The sequence below is a fragment of the Hoylesella timonensis S9-PR14 genome, from assembly GCF_000762405.1.
In the GTDB taxonomy this organism is placed as follows: Bacteria; Bacteroidota; Bacteroidia; order Bacteroidales; family Bacteroidaceae; genus Prevotella; species Prevotella timonensis_A.
Map to the genome: position 1 here is coordinate 1 of NZ_JRPQ01000006.1, position 22,802 is coordinate 22,802.

At 41.8% G+C, this 22,802-nt stretch carries 17 protein-coding genes; 13 read left to right on the plus strand and 4 right to left on the minus strand.

From position 1 onward, the window contains the following. Positions 1 to 435 precede the first annotated feature (435 nt). The 3 genes from ahpC (at position 436) to HMPREF9304_RS00440 (ending at position 3,358) form a co-directional block, all read left to right on the plus strand. Positions 436 to 1,002: an alkyl hydroperoxide reductase subunit C gene (ahpC, locus tag HMPREF9304_RS00430; RefSeq protein ID WP_008125072.1), complete on the plus strand. Its 567-nt coding sequence runs from the start codon at positions 436 to 438 to the stop codon at positions 1,000 to 1,002. Between the two features lie 157 nt (positions 1,003 to 1,159). Continuing rightward, on the plus strand, positions 1,160 to 2,719 hold the full coding sequence (gene ahpF / locus HMPREF9304_RS00435) for an alkyl hydroperoxide reductase subunit F (protein ID WP_036925628.1): 1,560 nt from the start codon (positions 1,160 to 1,162) through the stop codon (positions 2,717 to 2,719). Positions 2,720 to 2,884: 165 nt separating this feature from the next. Beyond that, positions 2,885 to 3,358 (plus strand): Dps family protein, encoded by a 474-nt coding sequence (locus HMPREF9304_RS00440; RefSeq protein WP_036925631.1) that lies wholly within the window; start codon positions 2,885 to 2,887, stop codon positions 3,356 to 3,358. A 379-nt stretch (positions 3,359 to 3,737) separates the two neighbouring features. Here the strand turns inward: HMPREF9304_RS00440 and HMPREF9304_RS00445 are convergent, their stop codons facing one another. After that, positions 3,738 to 4,427, minus strand: a complete 690-nt coding sequence (locus HMPREF9304_RS00445; RefSeq protein WP_036925635.1) for a hypothetical protein — start codon at positions 4,425 to 4,427, stop codon at positions 3,738 to 3,740. Between the two features lie 184 nt (positions 4,428 to 4,611). Here HMPREF9304_RS00445 and HMPREF9304_RS00450 point away from each other — a divergent pair, with 184 nt between their 5' ends. After that, on the plus strand, positions 4,612 to 6,096 hold the full coding sequence (locus HMPREF9304_RS00450) for an alkaline phosphatase family protein (protein WP_036925639.1): 1,485 nt from the start codon (positions 4,612 to 4,614) through the stop codon (positions 6,094 to 6,096). A 148-nt stretch (positions 6,097 to 6,244) separates the two neighbouring features. Here the strand turns inward: HMPREF9304_RS00450 and HMPREF9304_RS00455 are convergent, their stop codons facing one another. Further along, positions 6,245 to 7,906: a nucleoside kinase gene (locus HMPREF9304_RS00455; RefSeq protein ID WP_036925711.1), complete on the minus strand. Its 1,662-nt coding sequence runs from the start codon at positions 7,904 to 7,906 to the stop codon at positions 6,245 to 6,247. A gap of 95 nt (positions 7,907 to 8,001) precedes the next feature. On the opposite strand from HMPREF9304_RS00455, the gene HMPREF9304_RS00460 reads away from it, so the two are divergent. Further along, a complete protein-coding gene (locus HMPREF9304_RS00460) occupies positions 8,002 to 9,717 on the plus strand; it encodes a Na/Pi cotransporter family protein (RefSeq protein ID WP_036925643.1) in 1,716 nt (571 codons plus the stop codon). A gap of 65 nt (positions 9,718 to 9,782) precedes the next feature. On the opposite strand, the gene HMPREF9304_RS00465 is transcribed toward HMPREF9304_RS00460, so the two are convergent. Together HMPREF9304_RS00465 and HMPREF9304_RS00470 are read right to left on the minus strand one after the other, a co-directional pair. Next, complete coding sequence (locus HMPREF9304_RS00465) at positions 9,783 to 10,136, minus strand: DUF1893 domain-containing protein (RefSeq protein ID WP_036925646.1); 354 nt, start codon at positions 10,134 to 10,136, stop codon at positions 9,783 to 9,785. Between the two features lie 272 nt (positions 10,137 to 10,408). Next, positions 10,409 to 11,104 carry an SIR2 family NAD-dependent protein deacylase gene (locus tag HMPREF9304_RS00470; protein WP_036925649.1) on the minus strand — a complete coding sequence of 232 codons (696 nt, stop codon included), beginning with the start codon at positions 11,102 to 11,104 and terminating at the stop codon, positions 10,409 to 10,411. 231 nt (positions 11,105 to 11,335) lie between these two features. Here HMPREF9304_RS00470 and bamJ (HMPREF9304_RS00475) point away from each other — a divergent pair, with 231 nt between their 5' ends. The 8 genes from bamJ (HMPREF9304_RS00475) to HMPREF9304_RS00510 all read left to right on the plus strand — a co-directional run bounded on the left by bamJ (HMPREF9304_RS00475) (position 11,336) and on the right by HMPREF9304_RS00510 (position 22,513). Further along, on the plus strand, positions 11,336 to 11,941 hold the full coding sequence (bamJ, locus tag HMPREF9304_RS00475) for a BamJ family beta-barrel-assembly machinery protein (RefSeq protein ID WP_036925652.1): 606 nt from the start codon (positions 11,336 to 11,338) through the stop codon (positions 11,939 to 11,941). Positions 11,942 to 11,955: 14 nt separating this feature from the next. Then, the gene (gene bamJ, locus HMPREF9304_RS00480) at positions 11,956 to 12,828 is read left to right on the plus strand and encodes a BamJ family beta-barrel-assembly machinery protein (protein WP_036925655.1); all 873 of its coding nucleotides are present in this window, start codon (positions 11,956 to 11,958) and stop codon (positions 12,826 to 12,828) included. Positions 12,829 to 12,949: 121 nt separating this feature from the next. Further along, entirely contained in the window at positions 12,950 to 13,861 is a 912-nt protein-coding gene (bamJ, locus tag HMPREF9304_RS00485; RefSeq protein ID WP_036925658.1) for a BamJ family beta-barrel-assembly machinery protein, read from the plus strand. Positions 13,862 to 14,122: 261 nt separating this feature from the next. Beyond that, positions 14,123 to 14,602, plus strand: a complete 480-nt coding sequence (locus HMPREF9304_RS00490) for an Lrp/AsnC family transcriptional regulator (protein WP_036925662.1) — start codon at positions 14,123 to 14,125, stop codon at positions 14,600 to 14,602. Beyond that, the gene (locus HMPREF9304_RS00495; protein WP_036925664.1) at positions 14,599 to 16,356 is read left to right on the plus strand and encodes a gamma-glutamyl-gamma-aminobutyrate hydrolase family protein; all 1,758 of its coding nucleotides are present in this window, start codon (positions 14,599 to 14,601) and stop codon (positions 16,354 to 16,356) included. The genes HMPREF9304_RS00490 and HMPREF9304_RS00495 overlap by 4 nt, the downstream gene beginning before the upstream one ends. Positions 16,357 to 16,398: 42 nt before the next feature. Further along, the gene (locus HMPREF9304_RS00500) at positions 16,399 to 17,427 is read left to right on the plus strand and encodes a M28 family peptidase (RefSeq protein ID WP_036925666.1); all 1,029 of its coding nucleotides are present in this window, start codon (positions 16,399 to 16,401) and stop codon (positions 17,425 to 17,427) included. A 280-nt stretch (positions 17,428 to 17,707) separates the two neighbouring features. Further along, positions 17,708 to 20,764, plus strand: coding sequence for a SusC/RagA family TonB-linked outer membrane protein (locus HMPREF9304_RS00505; protein WP_036925668.1), 3,057 nt, complete (start codon positions 17,708 to 17,710; stop codon positions 20,762 to 20,764). 15 nt (positions 20,765 to 20,779) lie between these two features. Continuing rightward, the gene (locus HMPREF9304_RS00510) at positions 20,780 to 22,513 is read left to right on the plus strand and encodes a RagB/SusD family nutrient uptake outer membrane protein (protein ID WP_036925669.1); all 1,734 of its coding nucleotides are present in this window, start codon (positions 20,780 to 20,782) and stop codon (positions 22,511 to 22,513) included. Positions 22,514 to 22,802: the final 289 nt, after the last annotated feature.

Below are 22,802 nucleotides of genomic sequence, written 5' to 3' on the forward strand. Positions count from 1 at the left end.
GTTGGTTGTTTTCACGCGAGTTATGAGAGGCACTTTGTAAAGAAAATTCAGCATTAATTATCATTCAATCCTGCGTGTTGTCAATCTTACTAAATGCTGTTTTATGGCTGCTTTTCGTTGGAAAAATCTCAGTCTACAATGATAGAGCTGTGGCTGATTCTTATCATAAGATAAACGTTACCTTTATCTCTATCTTACGGAAGATGAACAAATGTAGCATGATAAAGATTCGATACGAAAGGAGTAGCTACAAGGAGAAATACATTTACAAATATGTTAAAATCGAAGAAAAAGCTATAATTATGGTTATTATTTGCATTATTATGGCTAAGAATTGATTGCATTTACAGATTTATCAGTAACTTTGTAATGATTACAAACGAGATAAGTCGTTTGTTCATTACATTACATAATATTAAAATAAAAACAATAAAAATGGAAACAATTATCAACGCACAAGTACCTGAGTTTAAGGTTCAGGCATTCCAAAAAGGAGAGTTTAAGACAGTTTCAAACGAAGATATCAAGGGCAAATGGGCAATCTTCTTCTTCTACCCAGCCGATTTTACCTTTGTATGTCCTACAGAGTTGGTTGACTTAGCAGGCAAATACGAAGAATTAAAGAAGATGGGCGTAGAGGTATTCTCTGTTAGCTGCGATACCCACTTTGTACACAAAGCATGGTACGACACATCTGACAGCATTAAGAAGATTAACTACACCATGCTTGCCGACCCATTGGCAGTATTGGCAAAGGGCTTTGGCGTTTACAAAGAAGACGAAGGTGTAGCTTATCGCGGTACTTTCTTGGTAGATCCAGAGGGCAAGATTAAGATTGCAGAGATTCAAGACAACAGCATTGGTCGCAATGCAGACGAGTTGGTACGTAAGGTATCAGCAGCACAGTTCGTAGAATCTCATCCCGGTGAAGTTTGTCCAGCAAAGTGGAAGCAGGGCGAAGAGACATTGAAGCCAAGTATCGACTTGGTAGGAAAACTATAAAAAGAAACAAGAACCAAACTTGACTGGTAGCTGAAAGAAAATACCTACGAACCAAGTATCGTTATTGTTTTCTCCAGCTACCTTTTTTATTCCTTTTGCATTTCTGCAAGAAACGCAAAGAAAAACGAACTACCCTCACATAATAAGTTATATCACAATGTTAGATACAACCATCCTACAACAGGTTAAAGATGTCTTCAAAGACTTAACCCATCAATATACCTTCAAAGTAACTGCGCATCCGCAACATGAAAAAGCCACAGAACTAAAAGAATTTATTAACGACTTTGTCTCGACATCCCAGCTTTTTAAGGCACAATTTGTGGAGACCGATGACATGACAATACAGTTCTCTCTGCTGAAAGACAATGAAGAAACAGGCGTTATATTTCGTGGCATACCCAACGGTCACGAATTTACGTCACTTCTATTGGCTGTCTTAAATGCCGATGGCAAGGGCAAAAACCTGCCCGATGATGCGATTAGCAAGCGCATCCAGCGTCTCAAAGGAAACATCAAACTGCAAACATACGTCTCGTTAACCTGCACCAACTGCCCCGACATCGTACAGGCGTTGAACGTCATGGCGCTAATCAGCCCAAAAATTACGCACGAAATGATAGATGGCGCCTTGTTTCAAGACGAGGTAGAGCGCTTGAATATTCAAGCTGTGCCAACGGTATATGCCAACGGAGAATTGTTGCACATTGGACGAGGCAGCTTAGGAGAGCTGCTCACCAAATTAGAAGACATGATTGGTAGCGAAGAGGATGAGAACGAAGAACCTGTGGAACGCCATTACGATGTTGTAGTTGTGGGAGGTGGCCCTGCTGGAGCGTCGGCAGCTATTTATTCTGCACGTAAGGGTTTGCGTGTAGCTATCATTGCAAATAACATCGGTGGGCAGATGAAAGATACGGTTGGCATAGAAAACTTTATCTCTGTTCCCAAGACAACGGGAGCGAAGATGGCTGACAACCTCCTTACCCACCTCAAGGAATATTCTATTGATGTGTTTGACAACAGAAGGGTTGACAAGGCATTTTTCGACGAAGAACTAAAGAAGGTACACGTAAAAGGCGGTGAAATATTTATCTCACCTGCGGTTATCATTGCCACTGGCGCAAGTTGGAGAAAGCTCAATGTACAAGACGAAGCTAAATATATGGGGCATGGCGTACACTTCTGTCCCCACTGCGACGGTCCTTTTTATAAGGACAAGCATGTGGCAGTGGTCGGAGGAGGTAACTCTGGCGTAGAAGCGGCTATCGATTTGGCAGGCATCTGCAAACAGGTAACCTTGCTTGAATTTGGTGAGACCCTACGAGCTGACACCGTTTTACAAGAAAAAGCGAAGAGTTTAGATAACGTGGAAATATTCACCATGGCACAAACTACGGCTATTGTGGGCGACGGACAGAAAGTAACAGCCATTCGCGTGAAGAACCGCAACGATGATGAAGAGCGTGATATTGCGGTAGACGGTATCTTTGTACAGATAGGATTGGCTGCCAATGCCGACCCTTTCCGTGAGGCACTTCCGTTGAATCAGCGTCACGAGATAGAGGTGGACAACTATTGTAGGACTACCGTGCCTGGTGTTTATGCCGCTGGTGACGTGACCAACGTGCCTTACAAACAAATCATGATTGCCATGGGTGAAGGCGCCAAGGCAGCCCTTTCAGCCTTTGACGACAGGATTAGGGGCGTAATATGACGGCTTATTCAATATTTCGTGATAGAACTTCAATATCATGCTCTGTTGCATGATTATGGAAAAACTAAAAAAGAAATCTATTTATTTTTATGTGTTTATTACACAAAGGCTTCAGTAGTAAACACTATTAACTAAATTGTATCACTATAAAAAAACAAAAGAAACATGAAAAATTTAATGATTACAGGATTAAACGAGAACAAAGTTAACGGAGTGGTTAAGGGATTAAATCAATTGCTTGCCGATTTGCATGTTTACTATATGAACTTACGAGGCTTACATTGGAATGTGCAAGGCAAGGGCTTCTTTCAGCTTCATGCAGAATATGAGAAGCAATACAACGATACGGCTGAAAAGATTGACAGCGTTGCAGAACGTTTGCTGCAATTAGACAGTAAACCAGAAAATCGCTTCAGCGAACTGCTAAAAGCGGCTTCTTTGCAAGAGGAGAACGACAAGGTTACCGATACTGATGGTATGCAACTAATTTTAGACACATTAAAAGTGCTAATTGCTCAAGAACGTGCTGTTATTGCAGCAGCCGAAGAAGCAAACGATGAAGTAACTATTGCCTTAATGGACGATTTCTTGGTAGGTCAGGAAAAAGCAGTTTGGATGGTAAATGCTTACTTAGCATAACCGCATTGACAAACAAAAACACTAAAAGAGAAGACTATAAATTATCACCATAAATACATAGCAACAAATATAATTTATGTTTGTCATCTTTTGACTTCTTTTTTTTATATAAAATAAGCCAAAATAGACAAGGTGAATAGATAGAACTCATCTACTTATAGCGAACAATTTAAAGAAGAGCAGTAAAACCATAAAAAGGTTGTTACCGCTCTTCTATTGCTTTTATTTAATAACACTTCACAAATCAAGCATTTCCGCAATACGCTAACGGTTTATTCCATAAAGGGTACAGCATGCAAAACGACTTCCATTAACATGCTTCTAAAAGGAGTTAAGAACCTTATCACAGAACTCCTTTTTATTATTTATTTTTTCGCCTTTATTTATTTAGAGATATCGCAACAAACTTCCCATCACAATAAATATACCCTTTTTCATTGCCACGAATAGCCTCAAAATAAGGATATTCATCTCGCAAGGAAATATCATCATACTCAAAAGGAGCGACAATGGTATCCTTTCCATCGGGAAGTATCAGTCCCATCTTGCCCTCTTTTTGCACAATTACAGGCATAGTCATGAGGTCATCGACATAAACATAACAAGTACGGACAAAGTCGTATATGGGGTGAACCATGATTTCTCCCTGATAATTCTTGAGACCAAACTTGCCTTGCTCCTCAATTACCTCATGATACCGAATGTATTTATTCTTCACACGCTCCAAATAAAACGCCATTTTACGTTCATCATGCATCAACGTGAGCAGATAACTGAATGTATCACAGTAATTAGCCATGGCACGTGCCACCACTATTTGCCAGTCTAACCCGCTCAACACCTTTCGATTTAAGTCGATATAACGAGCAATGGCTTCTTCTTTTTGCGGAATAGTCAGCGTAGACAAATTTGCTTCAAACTTTTCCATCATGGTCTTTGAGCCAGACATTGCCTTGATGTAGCGGTGTATCTGACGTGACATCTCATCACAAACGAACTTATCTATTTGTCGCAACTCAATGCTGTCTACGTATTTATCTGATAAATTATCTTGCGTTATCTTTTCCATAGTTTACTCTCCTTTCGGTTCAAAGATACTCAAAAAAAATAAATTGTACCACGAATGTCATATTATTTTGGCTTTTTTGTTCAGATTATCATTAACTTTGCAATCTATAAAAGTGAACATTTAACAAGCCCCATTCTGAAAAATGGTATATGTTCATTGAACAATAACTCATATTATCAAAGTTATGAAGAAAATATTAATCAGTTGTGTTTTATGTGTATGTGCCTTGATTAGTCAGGCACAAGTAGAAAGACCCAAATTAGTTATCGGGTTAGCAGTAGACCAAATGCGATGGGACTACCTCTATTATTATTACAATGAATTTGGAGAAGGCGGCTTCAAAAGACTTCTCAACGAAGGTTTCAGCTGTGAGAAAACGCTTATCAACTACACACCAACGGTCACAGCTATTGGACATACAAGCATTTATACAGGAAGTGTTCCCGCACTTCACGGTATTGCAGGCAACAATTTCAGACTGAATGGACAACCCGTATATTGTTGTTTTGATAAAAATGTAAAGAGTGTGGGAAGCAATAATAGTGCAGGACAGATGTCACCTCATAATCTACTTGCCACAACGATAGGCGACCAGCTAAGGATTGCCACCAACTATCAATCAAAAGTGATTGGCGTAGCATTAAAAGATCGCGCTGCAATACTTCCAGCAGGGCACGCTGCGAATGCTGCCTATTGGTGGGACAAGAAAGCGGGACACTTTGTTACAAGCTCGTTTTATATGGACAAGTTGCCTCAATGGGTGACCAAATTCAACAAAGACAATCAGACAGAACCAGGATTCGATATGCTTGCCAACACAAAAGGCATTACCATGACCTTTAAGATGGCAGAAGCTGCACTCCAGAACGAACAGCTTGGCAAGGGAAATACGACGGATATGTTATGCGTTAGTGTGTCACCAACGGATATTATCAGTCATATTTATGGCACTCGACGACCTGAAGTAAAGGCTGCTTATTTGCAATTAGACAAAGAATTGGCACAATTTCTAAAGACATTAGATGCACAAGTTGGTCGTGGCAACTATCTTCTTTTCTTATCTGCTGACCATGGTGGTGCTCACAACCCTAATGAGATGAAGGCTCAACGCATACCAGCAGGTGGATACGATGCAAAAGCTACCATGAATAAGCTAAACACTCATTTGCAACAAAAGTTTGGTGTAGACAGTTTATTTAATTGGTTTTACGCTTATTCCCTGCACATTAACCAAGGAGCTATAGCAAAAGCAAATCTTCAAATTGACAAAGTTAAGCAGGAAGCTGTCAACTTTTTAAGCAAAGATCCACAATTCGCATTTGTGGTAGATATGCAAAATTTGAATGCGACCACTTTGCCTTCCAAACTAAAAGAACAATTAGCAAACGGTTATAACCTTCATCGTAGCGGAGACATTCAAGTTGTTTGCAATCCAAACGTAGTGGATGCTAAGGTAAATGAGAAGTACATTGGCACCACGCACAGCGCTTGGAATCCATACGATGCACACATTCCTCTCATCTTTATGGGCTGGAAAATTGAGCATGGACAAACAGCAAAGACTACACACATTGTAGATATAGCACCAACAGTCTGCTCCATGCTCCACATACAAGAGCCGAATGCTTGCATTGGAGAGACGATTGAGGAAGTTGCTGACAATGATTAAAGCTTTGGAAAGGAAAACTTTGCGTTACATAGAACGCCACATTAGCACCATTATAGCAAAAGGCTTGATAAGGAATTCCTTGTCAAGCCTTTTGCTATAAGTTTTTATCTCTCCACGAAGGGAAAAGGGATTGAGAACAAAGGTAGGGTTAGTACCTGAAAGAACTACCACCTAAAAACTCCCGAATAAGACTTGTAGGTGGCAAATCTCTGTGAGAAATCGGCTTAATGTACGCTAAGAATTTCCGCAATCTGTAAGCCTCCGCATATTCTTCGCAATTCTCTGGCACTTGTTCTAACAATGGGACAGCTTGCGATTTGATGACGGCAAGCTCGTAAAGCATGGCAGTATTAAACATGATGTCCGCATTTTCCTGATAAGGGAATATCCACTTTGTCTCTCCAGCTCTTACACTTGGCCATCGTTTAATGGTCTCTTGCGCACTCACGCCACGATATTTATTATCCCGAATGATACGCCTCAACAACCGATTATCTGTGGTTGGAATATAATTATGGTCATCCAAAAGAATCGTTGTCAATGCAGATATATATACTTTAAACTTCTGCTTGTCGGGTATTTGAGCGGTCAATTCAGGATTCAAAGCATGAATTCCCTCAACCACCAATACTTGCCGCTCTTCCAAACGCATCTTCTTTCCACTCCTTTCGCTTTTTCCTGTCAGGAAATTATATTTGGGTAATTCCACTTCGTCTCCACGGAAAAGCGCACTAAACTGCTCGTTGATGAGTTGAAGATCCAAAGCATAGAGGCTTTCATAATCAAAGTCTCCATTGCTGTCTAACGGTGTTCGATGACGATCTACAAAGTAGTCGTCAAGTGAAATCTGCACAGGACGAATGCCATTGGCTAACAATTGGATGCTCAATCGCTTGCAGAATGTTGTCTTCCCCGAAGAAGAAGGACCAGCGATGAGAACCATTCGAACATCTGGATGCATGGCAATGCTATCGGCTATCTGTGAGATTTTCTTTTCCTGAAGTGCCTCACTGATGTTTATCATATCGGTAGCATGCCCCTGCTGCACTGCTTCGTTAAAATCGCCTACGGTACTTACCCCTAATATGTGCTGTCTGCGATGCTGCTCCAAGAATACTTCAAACATTTTGTCTTGTCGTATCAATTCGCCTAACTTCGCTGGATTTTCTTTAGAAGGAATACGCAGCAACAGTCCTTCGTAATATTTTTCCAATCCAAAGAGATAAATATCTCCCGTGTTAGGCAATAAAGAACCATAATAATAGTCCACATAATCATCAATCTGATGATATACTGTGTACAACGAACCGATGCTTCGCAACAGTTTCACCTTAGCTTCATCCCCCTTGCTTTCAAACATCTTTATTGCCTCTTCCGTAGGACCTTGATAGCGCACTATAGGGATTTTAGCATCAATAATCTGTTGCATACGCTCACGTATACGTACAGCATCCTCCTCACTCACCTCATGTCCTATCTTTAGGTTAATGTAATAACCATTCGATACAGGGATATCAATCACTACTTCCGACCCTGCATACAAGTCGTGTACAGCCTTACAAAGTATAAAAAACAAAGTTCGCGTATAGTTACGCTGTGCAGAACTATTGTACATATCCAAAAACTCAACGTCCTTGTTATGATATAGACACAAGTTCATCCCGCAAACTTTATTATTCACCCTTGCACAGATGGGTCCGAAAGGCATTTCTAATTTAAATTCATCAAAAACTTCAGAAAGTGTGCTTCCAATAGCTACGTCTTTAATTTTTTTATTATTTTTGCAACGTATATGCAGCATCTGTTTCATTTGGTCTACTGATTTAAGTTCGTGAAAGTTATACGATGTAAAGTTAATCATTTTTCTCGAAGTACAAAAATATATCGCATTACAATACAATTATGATGACAACAAGTGAGTACTTAGCTATTTTTTTTAAGATTATTGGTTCTCTATCCTTGCTGATTTATGGCATGAAAGTCATGAGTGAAGCATTACAAAAAATGGCGGGCGCACAGTTACGTCACATCTTAGGAGCCATGACCACCAATCGATTCACAGGAATGCTCACTGGAACATTCATTACCTGTGCCGTGCAGTCGTCTTCGGCTACCACGGTCATGACGGTTTCGTTTGTAAATGCAGGCTTGCTCACCTTGGCACAAGCTATATCGGTCATCATGGGTGCGAATATTGGTACCACGCTCACCGCATGGATTATGTCGTTGGGCTACTCCGTAGACTTGACAAGTTTTGTATTTCCTGCTTTTTTGGTCGGCATTATCCTCATCTACAGCCGCAAGATGCGCTATATAGGAGATTTCCTCTTTGGACTTTCCTTCATGTTTTTCAGTCTTGTACTACTTAGTGTTGCTGGAAAAGAACTACAATTAGAGAACAATCCTGCAATCATTGATTTCTTCAAGTCATTTGATGTAGATTCATATCTTACCATTCTTTCCTTTTTATTGATTGGTACTGTTATTACTTGTATCGTCCAATCTTCGGCAGCAGTCATGGCGATTACCATCTTATTATGCTCTACTGGTGTGCTACCGATTTATCTCGGAATAGCCTTGGTAATGGGCGAAAACATTGGTACTACAGCCACTGCCAACCTTGCAGCCTTAGGGGCAAACACACAAGCTCGGCGTACTGCCTTGGCACATTTGGTGTTTAATGTCATCGGAGTGATTTGGGTACTTTGTATTTTCTATCCTTTTGTAAATGGTGTTTGCGATCTTGTCCATTACGATCCTGCCAATCATGTTCTGACACAAGAGCAATTAGCTGTGAAACTTCCTATTGTATTGGCTGCTTTTCACACCTCTTTTAATGTATTGAACACCGCTGTTCTCATCTGGTTCATTCCACAAATTGAGAAATTAGTATGTGCGATGATTAAACCAAACAAAAAAGATGATGAAGAAGACTTCCGCCTACGCTTTATTCAGATGGGCATTATGAAGACTCCAGAGCTTTCTGTTTTGGAAGCACACAAAGAGATTCAGTCCTTTGCCGAACGTATCCAGCGCATGTTCAACATGGTCAGAGAGTTGTTAGGAATAGAGGATGAAAACAAGTTTGCAAAACTTTTTGACAGAATAGAGAAGTACGAAGGCATTAGTGACAACATGGAAATAGAGATTGCCAACTATTTAGATCAGATTGGAACGGCACATCTCAGCGATGACACCAAGTTGAAAATCCGCTCCATGCTGCGACAAATTACCGAGATAGAAAGCATTGGGGACAGTTGTTACAATATTGCTCGTTCATTGAAACGTAAACGTGCAGGTAAAGAAGAGTTCACGGAGAAACAATATGAGCAGATGCATCAGATGTTTGAGTTGACAGATGACGCACTTACTCAAATGAATGTGATGCTATCTGGGCGCAAATCTAACCTTGACGTCAATCGCTCTTTCAATATCGAAACCGAGATTAACAACTATCGCAATCAACTCAAAACTAAAAATATCACAGATATCAACAACCACCTATACACTTATGCTATTGGTACTATCTACATGGATATTATCCAAGAGTGCGAAAAACTCGGTGACTATGTAGTGAACGTGGTTGAAGCGCGCATGGGTATTCGCCAGCACAATGTGTAGTGGTTCAAGGCACCTTAGCTGTCGAACACTCGTAAAACCAAAAACTACGAGTTGAAAGTGAAACTTTAATCCTTGATTTCTCCCATCTCCGCCCATATTTTCAAAAAGCGTTGATGGTCAACTTTCTTTTCACAATTCACTTTCACACCAGCGTCTTCCAGCCATGCATAAGCCTCTTGACTCATCACATCGGCATAGACTTCTACCACGCCTCCTTCGGTCATGGCACGTGCGGCTGTTTTACCTACCGCCTTTACAGCTATCTTAGATTTTAAGAGAGATTCGGGTGCTTCGTTCAAAAGGTGGTAGAGCGTCCGAACGCCACGCCCCTTAAAAATGCGAATATTCCCCTCGTGTAGCAACACCATGGAGCAATCCTCGGTGTGTAACATATCAATTAATTCACTCATCATAAGCATTCCTCCTTCTATTGATTGAACTCTTGAGTCGTGTAATGAAGTTTGTTTATCTGCATCATTATGATGTCTATCGCAAATATACTAATTATTTTGGAGATCATCAAACTTTTCACCGTTATTTAACAGACTGTTTTGGTAAGGAAAACAGTCTGTTTTGCGCTCCAAAATAGACTGTTTTACCGAACTCATCCATATCTTTAAGCAGACGAGAGGATGCTAACAGATTGTACACTCCATGGTTTGTCTCACTTCCACTCGCCCACAGGACGCAACTAATCCAATATTCGAAGCAAGTCTTTCATCCCTTCGCTCGCCCCTTTTTGAATGTGTTCGAGGCGTGCAATACCACTGGTTCCGACATGATCGGGGTCAATTAAATAAATTGGGCAGCCCGGTCTTGTATACCCCACCAATCCAGCAGCAGGATAAACATTAAGAGAGGTTCCTATGATTACAAAGATATCAGCCTGTTGAACATACTGTGCAGCTACAGAAATCATGGGCACACTCTCACCAAAGAAAACGATGAAAGGACGCAAAAGAGAACCGTCATCAGCTTTTGCACCGGGAGTAACCTCCGCATTTTCTTTCGTAAGTTCGCGAATGTAAGCCTCATTATAAGGCTCACGACTGGAGCAGACCTTTGTCAACTCACCATGTAGATGAACAACACGTGACGAACCAGCTCGTTCATGCAGATTGTCGACATTCTGTGTGATGACAGTTACATCATACTTCTCTTCCAACTGCTGTATCAGTCGATGCCCTTCGTTGGGCTGAGCATCATACAGTTTTTTACGAAGCATGTTATAAAAGTTAGTTACCAGCGTAGGGTTGGCTTCCCAACCTTCATGAGATGCCACCTGCTCTACTGGATAATTCTCCCAAAGTCCATCACTGCCTCGAAAGGTCTTAAACCCACTTTCCACTGACATTCCAGCGCCTGTTAAGAACACTATCTTTTTCATGATTATATTGTTGTCTATAAATTTATTTTCCTAAAAGTAGACATGATTGTGCCATTTCATCATCATAAAAGTAAACCGACCGAATACAAACAAGTTCACTTAGTTTGTTGAGGTGCAGTTTAATTTTTACAAAAATAGTATTTTTTTGATAAATAAATCCCGTCTATGATAGTTTTTTGTTATCTTTGTCCCTGTTTTAAAACAATACATACCAACTATAATTAATTGAATATGGACAAAGTAAGTTACGCTTTGGGACTCGGTATCGGTCAACAGTTATCTGATATGGGTGCCAAGGGGCTTAATATAGACGATTTTTCACAAGCCATTAAGGATGTAATCGCAGGTACGAAACCACAAATTAGCAATGAGGAAGCACAATCCTTGGTACAAACTTTCTTCCAAGAACAAGAGACCAAGCAGCGTGCGGCTGCCGCAGAAAAAGGAAAAGTAGCTATGGCAGAAGGACAAAACTTCCTTAACGAAAATGCAAAAAAAGAAGGAGTGATTACTTTACCTTCAGGCTTACAATATCAAGTGCTTTCAGAAGGTACTGGTAAAAAACCTAAAGCCACCGACCAAGTGAAATGTCATTACGAAGGAATGTTGGTAGACGGAACTCTTTTTGACAGTAGCATTCAGCGTGGAGAGCCAGCTACATTTGGACTAAACCAAGTCATTGCAGGTTGGACAGAAGGCTTACAACTGATGAAAGAAGGTGCCAAATACCGCTTCTTCATTCCCTACCACTTAGGTTATGGCGAGCATGGTGCAGGTTCTTCTATACCTCCTTTCGCAACACTCATATTTGACGTAGAACTCATCGAAGTAATTTAATAAAACTATAAACAATGAAAAAACTGACTTTTGTAGCCGCTTTGGCTATTGCTGCTGCAACATTTACAGGTTGCGGCAATTCAACTCCTAAAGCAGATCTAAAGACCGATATTGACACCTTGAGCTATGCCATGGGTATGTCACAGACACAAGGTCTGAAAGATTTCTTGGTAGCTCGTATGAACATCGATACCACTTATATGGATCAGTTCATCAAAGGCTTAAACGAGGGTGCTAATGCAGGCGATGATAAAGCTCGCGCTGCTTATTATGCAGGTATCCAAATTGGACAACAGATTAGCAACCAAATGATTACTGGTATCAATCAAGAAGTATTTGGCAGCGACTCTACCAAGAGTATCTCCTTGAAAAACTTCATGGCTGGTTTCATTACAGGGACAACAGGCAAGAAAGGTTTGATGACCATTGAACAGGCTGGCGAGACAGCTCAAAAGAAGATGGTTGCCATTCGCAGCAAGATGATGGAAAAAGAATACGGTCCCAACAAGGCAGCTGGTGAGAAATTCCTTGCTGCAAACAAGAATAAGAAAGATGTAAAGACCTTACCAAGCGGTGTACAGTACAAGGTTATCAAAGCTGGTAGCGGTGCAATGCCATCTGATACCTCTATGGTAAAGGTTCACTATGAAGGAAGAACCTTGGATGGGAAGGTGTTTGACAGCTCTTACAAGAGTGGAAACCCTGTGACCTTGCGTGCTAATCAGGTCATCAAAGGTTGGACAGATGCACTCGTTCACATGCCAGTAGGTTCTGTTTGGGAAGTGTATATCCCTCAAGACTTAGCTTACGGAGAGCGTGAACAGGGACAGATTAAGCCATTCTCTGTACTCATCTTTAAGATTGAATTACTAAGCATTGAAAAATAAGTTGCTGTTCGCAACATTATCACATTTACAAAGGCTCACCCTGTATGTGCTGGTTTCTGATACAAATAGGAAACAGAGCAATCCATATAAGGTGAGTCTTTCTTAATTCCACTATTAAATTATGAAGAAAATAATTCTCTTTTCGCTATGCTTCTTAGCCATTTCCATCAATTCATGGGGTACAACGGACAAAAAGAAGCATCAAAAAAAACAGACTAAAAGCACAGCACAAGCCATCTTAACCCCACAAGATTCGTTGAGCTTTGCTACAGGTATGGCAGCAACCAACGGACTACTTCCTTTTTTACAACACGAGTATGGAGTTGATGAAGCACACATGAACGAGTTCTTAACCGCTTTTCAAGAAGCATTAGAGCAGGTAGACACGCCTGAATTTAAGGCTCGTCATGCTGGTCAGGCCATTGCACGAATGGTAAAAAGCCGCATTCTTCCACAAACCACTGAAGCTTTCAAAGGAACTCCTGAAGAGATAAATACCAAAATCTTTGAACAAGGATTTATGGCAGGAATACAGAACGATACAACCATATACACTGTGAACCAAGCCTCTGAACTATTCCGTGAGCGTGCAACCGCTGCCAAAGAGGCTAAAGAGAAAGCTTATAAGGATGCGAACACAGCATGGTTGAAAAATAATTCGACACAACCAGGCGTCAAAACAACCCAAAGTGGATTGCAATATAAAATCATCACTGCGGGAACAGGAGAAGTGCCACAGAAAGAAGATAAAGTAACGGTGAAGTACGAAGGCAAGACCATTGACGGAAAGATATTTGATAGTTCTTACCAACGCAATCCACAAACCACCTCGTTTCGCTGCGATCAGGTGATTAAAGGCTGGACAGAAGCCCTCTCCATGATGCCAGTAGGAAGCAAATGGGAATTGTATATTCCACAAGAATTGGCATATGGCGCTCGTCAAGCAGGACAGATACAGCCATATTCCACTTTGATTTTCACGGTAGAACTTATCAGTGTGGAAAAAACAACAAAGCCCGAAAGTAAGAAATAACAGTCTTTATTCGTATTCGCAATACGCCCCAAAGGGTGCAACAACGCAGAATACAGACCATACGCATCAACCTATTGCCCAAAAATTATCAGTATTTTTGGCAATAGGTTTTTTACTTTTTACACCAATAATTCCTACTTAATTCTTCTCATCCACAGGTTATAATGAGCGGTAAGTGTTATTTTTATAGACCAATTGTTGATTTTTTCAATTAAAGTTCTTATTTTTGCTATCAGATTAACTTAAACATGACAATAAGAAATGGGAAAAGATTCAGAGAAAATTGATAATCTTGACAAGAAGATTTTAAGCATCTTGTCAAATAACGCACGCATGCCATTCAAAGATGTCGCAGCAGAATGTGGCGTTTCTCGTGCAGCTGTTCACCAACGTGTGCAACATCTCATAGAGAATGGAGTCATTACTGGTAGTAGTTTCAACGTAAATCCTAAGAGTTTAGGCTATTCCACATGCACCTATATTGGCCTCAATCTGGAACGTGGAAGCATGTACAAGAAGGTGGTTGAGCAACTCCAAGAAATTCCAGAGGTAGTAGAATGTCACTTTACTACAGGCTCTTACACGATGCTACTCAAGCTATATGCCCGCGACAACGAACAGCTGATGGACCTACTCAACAACCACATACAGACGATTGCAGGTGTAGTGAGTACCGAAACCTTGATTTCATTAGATCAAAGCATTAAACGTGAAGTTCCTGCTAACGTGGAAGAACTATGATAGATTTCGATCTTCGTGCTGATTTAGACCGTATTCATTCATCTTTTCCACCCGCGAAGCATCTTCCCATCATTGGCATTACCACCAATTATGCCGATGGTGATGCTTCTATACGTGAACGTTATTACCAGCAAGTAAGCGAGGCTGGAGGCACACCTGTGCTGATTCCACCGATAGAGAACATCGATGTAATGATCAATACCCTTGAAAATATCAATGCGTTGATATTTTCGGGCGGGGCTGACCACAACCCTTTGTGGTTGGGAAAGGAACCAGAAAAGGGATTGGGGCATATCAATGCCACCAGAGATTTAGCTGAATTGCGGCTTGCTGTGTTGGCTTATCACCGACAAATCCCTATGCTTGGCATTTGCAGAGGGATGCAAACGCTTGCCATTGCTTTGGGAGGAGAGGTGACACAAGACATCCATACGCAAATTAAACACGACCAGGATGCCGATAAAAACGAACCGACTCACAGCATTTCAATTGCAAAAAACAGCACGCTCTATCATATCTATCCATCTGAAAAGCTGTTTGTTAACTCCTTTCACCACCAAGCGGTAAACAATACGGGAGACAGATTTATTGCCACAGCTACTGCTCCAGACGGCATTATTGAAGCAATGGAGAGTACTGAATATAAGTCTATCTTGGGCGTTCAGTGGCATCCAGAATGGTTGGAAAAGGCAGGTCTTCCTCTTTTCGAATGGCTTGTCAAGCGTGCAACAGAATTTGCAGCTGCCAAAGCCCTACACCAACGCATCCTCACCCTCGATTCACACTGCGACACGCCCATGTTTTTTCCACAAGGTATCCACTTTGAGCAGCGTGACAGTCGTATCCTTGTAGACCTGCACAAAATGTCTGAAGGACACCAAGATGCGGTGACCATGGTGGCTTACCTGCCACAAACCATGCCCGGAGAGACATTTGCAGACATCGCACCTTTTAAGGTTGAAGGACCAAAGGCATACGCTGACCTTATCTTTGACAAGATAGAAGAAATTGTAAAAGCAAATAACAAGTACCTTGCACTCGCTCGTCATCCCGACCAACTCTACGAAAACAAGCGACAAGGGAAAAAGAGTATCGTGCTTGGCATTGAGAATGGTCTTGCCATTGAAAACGATATTCGCAACGTGCAACATTTTGCGCAGCGGGGTATTACCTATATTACACTGTGCCACAATGGTGACAATGCCATCTGTGACAGTGCTCGTAAGAGCATCAACACGCATCACGGCGTGTCCGACTTCGGTGAGAAAGTGATTCGAGAAATGAACAATTGTGGCATTATGGTCGACCTCTCGCATGGCGGTGAACAGAGTTTTTACGATGCGATAGACATCAGCAAGTCGCCTATTGTGTGCAGCCACAGCAACTGCAAGGCACTCTGTGATGTTCCACGCAATCTCACCGATGACCAACTGCGTGCCATTGCGAAGGTGGGAGGTGTGGTACAGACGACATTCTACCATGGATTTTTGCGCTCCGACAGCGTTAAAGCCAGCATTCTTGACGGTATACGTCACTTGGAACATGCCATTGAAATCATGGGAATTGACCACGTTGGCATCGGAACTGACTTTGACGGAGACGGTGGGGTGTGTGGTATGGCTGATTCATCGTATATGATTAACTTTACCATTCAATTGCTACGCCGCCGTTACAGCGATGAAGATATTGCCAAGATATGGGGCGGCAACTGGCTCAGAGTCATGCAACAGGCACAAGAACTGAAAATAAAATAGACGCAAAAGCTGGCACATCACAGCAAATAACCAAGCATAGAAATGAAGAAAAAGAAAATAATCATGGGAGTAGGAACAGGAATCCTTTTGGCTGCTATAGCTTTTTGGGGGTGGCATTCCACACAAGCAACTTCGACAGAAATAACAAATGAAATGGAAAGCGCCATGCACAACGAGCCTGTTGGTCCTGCTTTTGAAGCCGATTCTGCATACCATTATATTGAAGCACAATGTAGTTTCGGTCCTCGTACCATGAACAGCGAAGCACACGAACAATGTGCGAAGTGGATTATTGAAAAGTTCAAGGCATTCGGTTGTCATGTAAGTACTCAAAAAGTCGAACTGAAAGGCTACGATGGCACCTTGCTAAAGGCTACCAACATCATGGCACAATACAAGCCAGAAGCACAAAAGCGCATCTTGCTATGCGCTCACTGGGACAGTAGACCATGGGCGGATAACGACCCAGATAGTACCAATTGGCACAAACCTGTAATGGCTGCTAACGACGGAGCCAGCGGAATAGCGGTGATGTTGGAGATAGCCCGACTACTTAGCAAAGACTCTACGCTGGATTACGGGGTTGACTTCGTTTGCTTTGATGCCGAAGACTGGGGGACTCCGCAATGGGCAGAGCAACAGGACGGAGAAGATGCATGGGCGTTGGGGGCGCAGTATTGGTCGAAAAACCTCCCCGACAACTACCGACCCCTCTATGGCATTTTGTTGGATATGGTGGGTGGTCAAGGAGCAAAGTTCTACCAAGAATTGGCTTCCAAACGATATGCGCCTGAGATTATAAATAAGGTGTGGTCGGCTGCAAGTGCTGCTGGCTATGGAAGTTATTTTATCAAACAAGACGGAGGTTATATTACCGACGACCACATCCCTTTGAACGAAAATGCCAAAATACCTACCATTGACATCATCCCCTATTATCCCGACTGTACGCAAAGCAGCTTTGGTCCCACTTGGCACACCATCTACGACACGATAGAGCATATTGACAAGAATACGCTCAAGGCAGTAGGACAAACCATTATCCAAGTACTGTTTTGCGAAGAAAACTGAACATCGATGTTTGCTATCGACAAACAGCTTGAATAGGCGTTGTCATCAAGCCAATAAATCTCACAACCCAAAAGAACCACTAATCGTATGTAGTGGTTCGTTTGGGTTGTCATTTGTAAAAAATATATTTAATATTTTTTATTAATTAAATACTCCAAAAAGCGCACTGCTTACGATAAAAAGCTATATATTTGCTACTTGTTAACCTTTTGACTTTACATTTTTACAATGATTGTTCATTAATATTAACCAATAACCTTATCAAAAAATGTGTAACCTAATGACTATTGACGCTAAAGCAAGAAGCTTGTTGCTCGTCTGTGCCATTGCTTTACCATGTTTGGTCTTTGCTAATCATGGGCATATGGTACCTCCAAAACAAACAATCGCAACCTCTACCCAACAAAATGGAGTGAGAGGAAAGGTAGTAGACAAGGCAGGTGAGCCACTCGTCGGTGTAACTATTACCGAAGTAGGTACTGCTAACAAAACCATAAGCGATGCAGATGGTAATTTTGTCCTCACGCTCAGCAAGAAAAACAATCGCATCACTTTGTCGTATGTCGGTTTTACCGACCAGACGGTGGTGGCTACCGACAACATGATAGTCACCTTGCAACCACAAGAAACAGAACTTTCAGAAGTAGTAGTGGTAGGCTATGGAACCCAACGCAAAGAGAGTTTGACGGGTGCCATGGCTAATATTAAGAGCGAAAAGCTCAAAGATATCACATCTGCCTCTGTAGAAAACATGCTTAATGGAAAAGCTGCAGGAGTCTATGTTGCACCAGGAAGCGGCCGACCTGGGGCTTCGGGAGCAATTGTGATACGTGGACAAACCTCTATCAATGGTGCTACAGCCCCATTATGGGTCATCGATGGCATCATCGTTGGTAACAGTCCGGGAGAATTGAACCCTGCAGATATCGAGAGCTTAACTGTTTTGAAAGATGCTGCCTCAACAGCCATATATGGCTCGGAAGGTGCCAATGGTGTAATAGTTGTAACCACAAAAAAGGCTAAAAGTGGTCGAACAGCCTTCAATATCACAGCGAAGACAGGTATCAGCACGCTGAGTCGCGGTCACATGCAAATGATGGACGGTGCCGAGTTCTACGATTTCTACAAGTCGTTTGCCAATGTAGACCAAGTTAAGTTCAAGAGATGGACGCCTGACCTTAGAAACCAAGACTTCGATTGGTTTAAGTTGGCTACACAAACTGGCTTCACACAAGACTACAACCTGACTGTTTCAGGCGGAGATGATAAGTTGAAATCATTTTTCTCTTTAGGCTATTACAATGAAGAGGGTGCAGTAAAAGGCTACGACTACGATCGATATTCGGCTCGCATGAGTCTGTCATACCAGCCAGCTCGTTGGCTTAGCATCACACCTTCGTTCAGTGGCTCGCTTCGCAACGTTTCCGACAAGCAACACGATGTAGGTTCAATGTACTACATGATGCCTTGGGACAGTCCTTATGACGAACAAGGAAACTTGGTGCCTAACCAATATTCAGGTTGGGTAAACAGCAAGGGAACCAACTATCTATACGATTTGCAGTGGAACCACAACGAAGAGAAACAATATGAAGTGGTAGGTGGATTGGATTTCAAGGTAGACTTTACCGATTGGTTGTCGTTCACGTCGTCTAACAACTATCGCTATAGTAATCTTGAAAATCATGGATATTACGACCCACGTTCGAGTGCAGCAGGAGGAGATACACATGGACGTATCACTGAATGGAGAGAAAGTTGGGTTCGCAGATACTCCAGCCAAATCTTAAGATTTGAAAAAATGTTTGAAGCACATCGTGTTTCCGGTATGCTCGCATACGAGTTCAATGACTACGAGCATAATTATATTGACGCATACGGTACAGGATTTGTAAAAGGATTTGAAGCTCTTAGTGCAACCTCTAAGCCAGAAAAACTAAAGGGTGCACCTTCAGCATGGGCAAAGCAGTCTTTGTTCACACAATGGAAGTATTCATACGATGACAAGCTGTTTGCAGAACTTTCACTGCGTCGTGACGGTAGATCCAATTTCGGTATCAACAATCGCTATGGCAACTTCTTCTCCGTCAGCGGAGCATGGAGTATTAACCGCGAAAAATGGTTCACATTAGACTGTGTGGACTTGCTAAAACTGCGTGCATCTTACGGTTCTGTTGGTAACGTTCCTATTGAGTTGTATCCCTCTTATTCGCTCTACTCAGTAGGTGTAAACTACGATAGTATGCCTGGTGCACTTATTAATCAAATAGGAAACCCCAACCTCACATGGGAAAAGACATTCACTTCAGGCATTGGCGTAGACTTATCGCTTTTCAAAAACCGCATTCGCTTGACGTTAGACGGATATGTCAAGAATACCAGCAACATTCTCTACAAGGTACCCGTCACAGGATTGACTGGCGTGACCAGCATTTGGAAAAATATAGGCAAGATGCGTAATACAGGAGTAGAGCTAACCTTAGGCGGTGATATCATCAGAACCAAAGATCTTACATGGGCTGTTGACTTAAATCTTACACACAACGCCAATGAATTGCGTGACCTTTACAAACAGTTGGATAATAACGGTAACTACATTGTAAAGCCTGTTTTGATTAGCGATGGAACGACCATTGCTGGTACAGCACAGCGTATTTTGGAAATTGGAGAGCCTGTTGATACATATTATATGAAAGAGTGGGCAGGCGTAAACAAGGAAGACGGACGCCCTATGTGGTACACTACAGACAAAAACGGCAATAAGGTAACCACCTCGAACTATGCCAAGGCATCCGATTTCAAATGTGGTAAAGCCTCACCTGACTTATTCGGAAGCATCTCAACAGCCCTTTCTTATAAGAATTTTGACTTGCATGCCAACTTTGGTTATTCCATTGGAGGACAGATATACAGCTACTATCGACAAGAATTCGACTCGGATGGAGCATACGCTGGCGACCGCAATCAGATGAAATTACAAAACGGATGGACACGTTGGCAAAAGCCTAACGATGAAGCCACGCACCCAAGAGCCTTGTACAACAATCAAGACAAGGGTAACCAAGCTTCATCTCGATATCTTGAGAGTAGCGACTACTTAAAGCTGCGCTCACTCACATTAGGCTATAATGTAGACCTGAACCGCTTTGGCATTAAGAATATGCGCATATCACTAACGGGAGAAAACCTATTTACCATTACCAATTATTCTGGAGTAGATCCTGAATTACCTGCAGGAACTAACGACAAGGGTGTATTGAGCGTGATGAATACTGGAGGAACTTATGTATATCCCATGGTACGGAAATTTATGCTGGGACTTAATCTAACATTCTAAAGACACTTATCTACAATGAAAAAAATATGGATTATATGGCTGGCAGCCATTTCACTGACAGCTTGCGACCTCGAAAGGTTGCCTGCAACACAGATGCAGTCTAAACAAGTAGAAGAAAATCCGAGTGAAAATCTTGACGCCTTAGTAACAGGCATGTACGCACAACTCAAGTCGTGGTCAGACCCCATGCACAGGTGTGGCGAATATGCAGGCGACAACATGATGATACGTGGTTCTTCTACGGATGCTTTCTTTGAGTTTATTTCCTTCTCGAGAACTCCCAACAACTACCGCTTGCAAAGCTTCTGGGATCAGGGATACAAAGCCATAGCACAGGCTTCGAATATCCTCAAGATGGTAAAAGAAGGACAAGGAAAAGAAATAGACAACCAGTTAGGAGAATGTTATTTCGTGCGAGGGATGATGTACTTCTATCTTTGTCGCGCATATGGTAGACCTTATTATCAAGCACCCGACAAGAATTTAGGCGTTCCCATCGTCAACGGTACACCCGATGACGTATTAGAAAACCTTCATCTTGACAACCGTGCCACTGTAAAGGCTACCTATGAACAAGCTATCAATGACCTGAAACAAGCCGAAAAGCTAATGACTATCGACAAAGGTCCTGCCTATGCGTCAAAGGAAGCAGCACAAGCGTTACTGTCGAGGGTTTATCTCTATATGAGCGGTACTTATGAAAACCCAAACAGAGAGTATGCCAAATTGGCGGTAGAATACGCTGATAAGGTCATCAACTCAAAGAAGTACCAATTACTGTCACGCAGTGATTTTATGAAATATAACACCTTTACACCAGAAAGTAACAAAGAGTCTATCTTTGTAGTTAAGCGTGTTGCATCTGAGTTCTCTGGCTACGCCCACTATTACGGCATCGGTGGAATGTACGCCAACATAGGTGGAATGGGTTGGGGTGAAATGTATGCCAGTGCCAAATATATTGACTTGCTCAACGAAACAGGTCGAAATGACTGGCGTCCTGACCACTATCGCATCATAGATGCACGAGCTGCCTTCATTGAACCTACCTACGGGAAGGAGAAGACAGAGGTCTTTCGGTTTATTTACCAAAACGAGAAAGGAGATCGCAACTATGCTCAGTTTGATATTCAGCGTGATGGAAAAGATGTAAAATGTATTGAAAAGACTGAAAAGGAGAGCACAATCACTTATGACCTGAAGCCAATAGACGAGCAACAGGAAACGTATAAGATTGTGTATCACGGAAAAGAATATGCTGGTATGATAGATTATTACATCCATCTAAATCGTGCCTACCCGCAATTCTACATCGTGAAATGTTCGCGTGAGGGTGAAGATTCACACCTTCATTCACCTATCATCAGTCGTTTGGGCGAAATATACTTGAATCGGGCTGAGGCTTACGCGAAGTTAGGGGAATACGAAAAGGCACGCATTGACCTTAACACCATTAGAGAACGTTCCATACCCAATGCTGGGTATCCATCGCTTGACGCTTCGAATGCAGGCATGAGAATAGACAAAGAGCGGCAGTTAGAACTGGCGTTCCAAGCCGAACGCAGCTATGACGTGTTCAGAAACGGAAAATCCTTGAAGCGCCATTACCCTGGACCACATCGACAGCAGGAAGACATTCCCGCTACCGACTACAGAGTAACCTATTACATACCACAGAAGGCGATTAACGCATATCCTGGTACACTGACTCAAAACCCTACGGACAATAGTGGTGTAGTGCTTAAATAATCGAAACATGTAAATGCAACAACCTTCTTAAATAGGATAAGCTCATTAGAGAAATTCGATTATGGGCTTATCCTTTGTGTTGTTGCTTTCAATAGTCCTTGCCTTTATTATAGAACATTCTATTTGTGGCAGACACAGTTTGAAATTCAAATTACCTATTTTTAGGTATGTTATTTTTTTGGTTATTTTTTTTCATAAAATTATCTTTGCATTAAAAAAAAAGACTAACTTTGCGGAGTTAGTTAAGAAAGAGAAGTTTAACTCCAAAATTACACTCATTTTGATAGAT

Coding starts and splice junctions, on each gene's coding strand:
- ahpC (WP_008125072.1), top strand. CDS start 436: ATGGAAACAATTATCAACGCACAAGTACCTGAGTTTAAGGTTCAGGCA.
- ahpF (WP_036925628.1), top strand. CDS start 1,160: ATGTTAGATACAACCATCCTACAACAGGTTAAAGATGTCTTCAAAGAC.
- HMPREF9304_RS00440 (WP_036925631.1), top strand. CDS start 2,885: ATGAAAAATTTAATGATTACAGGATTAAACGAGAACAAAGTTAACGGA.
- HMPREF9304_RS00445 (WP_036925635.1), bottom strand. CDS start 4,427: ATGGAAAAGATAACGCAAGATAATTTATCAGATAAATACGTAGACAGC.
- HMPREF9304_RS00450 (WP_036925639.1), top strand. CDS start 4,612: ATGAAGAAAATATTAATCAGTTGTGTTTTATGTGTATGTGCCTTGATT.
- HMPREF9304_RS00455 (WP_036925711.1), bottom strand. CDS start 7,906: ATGAAACAGATGCTGCATATACGTTGCAAAAATAATAAAAAAATTAAA.
- HMPREF9304_RS00460 (WP_036925643.1), top strand. CDS start 8,002: ATGACAACAAGTGAGTACTTAGCTATTTTTTTTAAGATTATTGGTTCT.
- HMPREF9304_RS00465 (WP_036925646.1), bottom strand. CDS start 10,136: ATGCTTATGATGAGTGAATTAATTGATATGTTACACACCGAGGATTGC.
- HMPREF9304_RS00470 (WP_036925649.1), bottom strand. CDS start 11,104: ATGAAAAAGATAGTGTTCTTAACAGGCGCTGGAATGTCAGTGGAAAGT.
- bamJ (WP_036925652.1), top strand. CDS start 11,336: ATGGACAAAGTAAGTTACGCTTTGGGACTCGGTATCGGTCAACAGTTA.
- bamJ (WP_036925655.1), top strand. CDS start 11,956: ATGAAAAAACTGACTTTTGTAGCCGCTTTGGCTATTGCTGCTGCAACA.
- bamJ (WP_036925658.1), top strand. CDS start 12,950: ATGAAGAAAATAATTCTCTTTTCGCTATGCTTCTTAGCCATTTCCATC.
- HMPREF9304_RS00490 (WP_036925662.1), top strand. CDS start 14,123: ATGGGAAAAGATTCAGAGAAAATTGATAATCTTGACAAGAAGATTTTA.
- HMPREF9304_RS00495 (WP_036925664.1), top strand. CDS start 14,599: ATGATAGATTTCGATCTTCGTGCTGATTTAGACCGTATTCATTCATCT.
- HMPREF9304_RS00500 (WP_036925666.1), top strand. CDS start 16,399: ATGAAGAAAAAGAAAATAATCATGGGAGTAGGAACAGGAATCCTTTTG.
- HMPREF9304_RS00505 (WP_036925668.1), top strand. CDS start 17,708: ATGACTATTGACGCTAAAGCAAGAAGCTTGTTGCTCGTCTGTGCCATT.
- HMPREF9304_RS00510 (WP_036925669.1), top strand. CDS start 20,780: ATGAAAAAAATATGGATTATATGGCTGGCAGCCATTTCACTGACAGCT.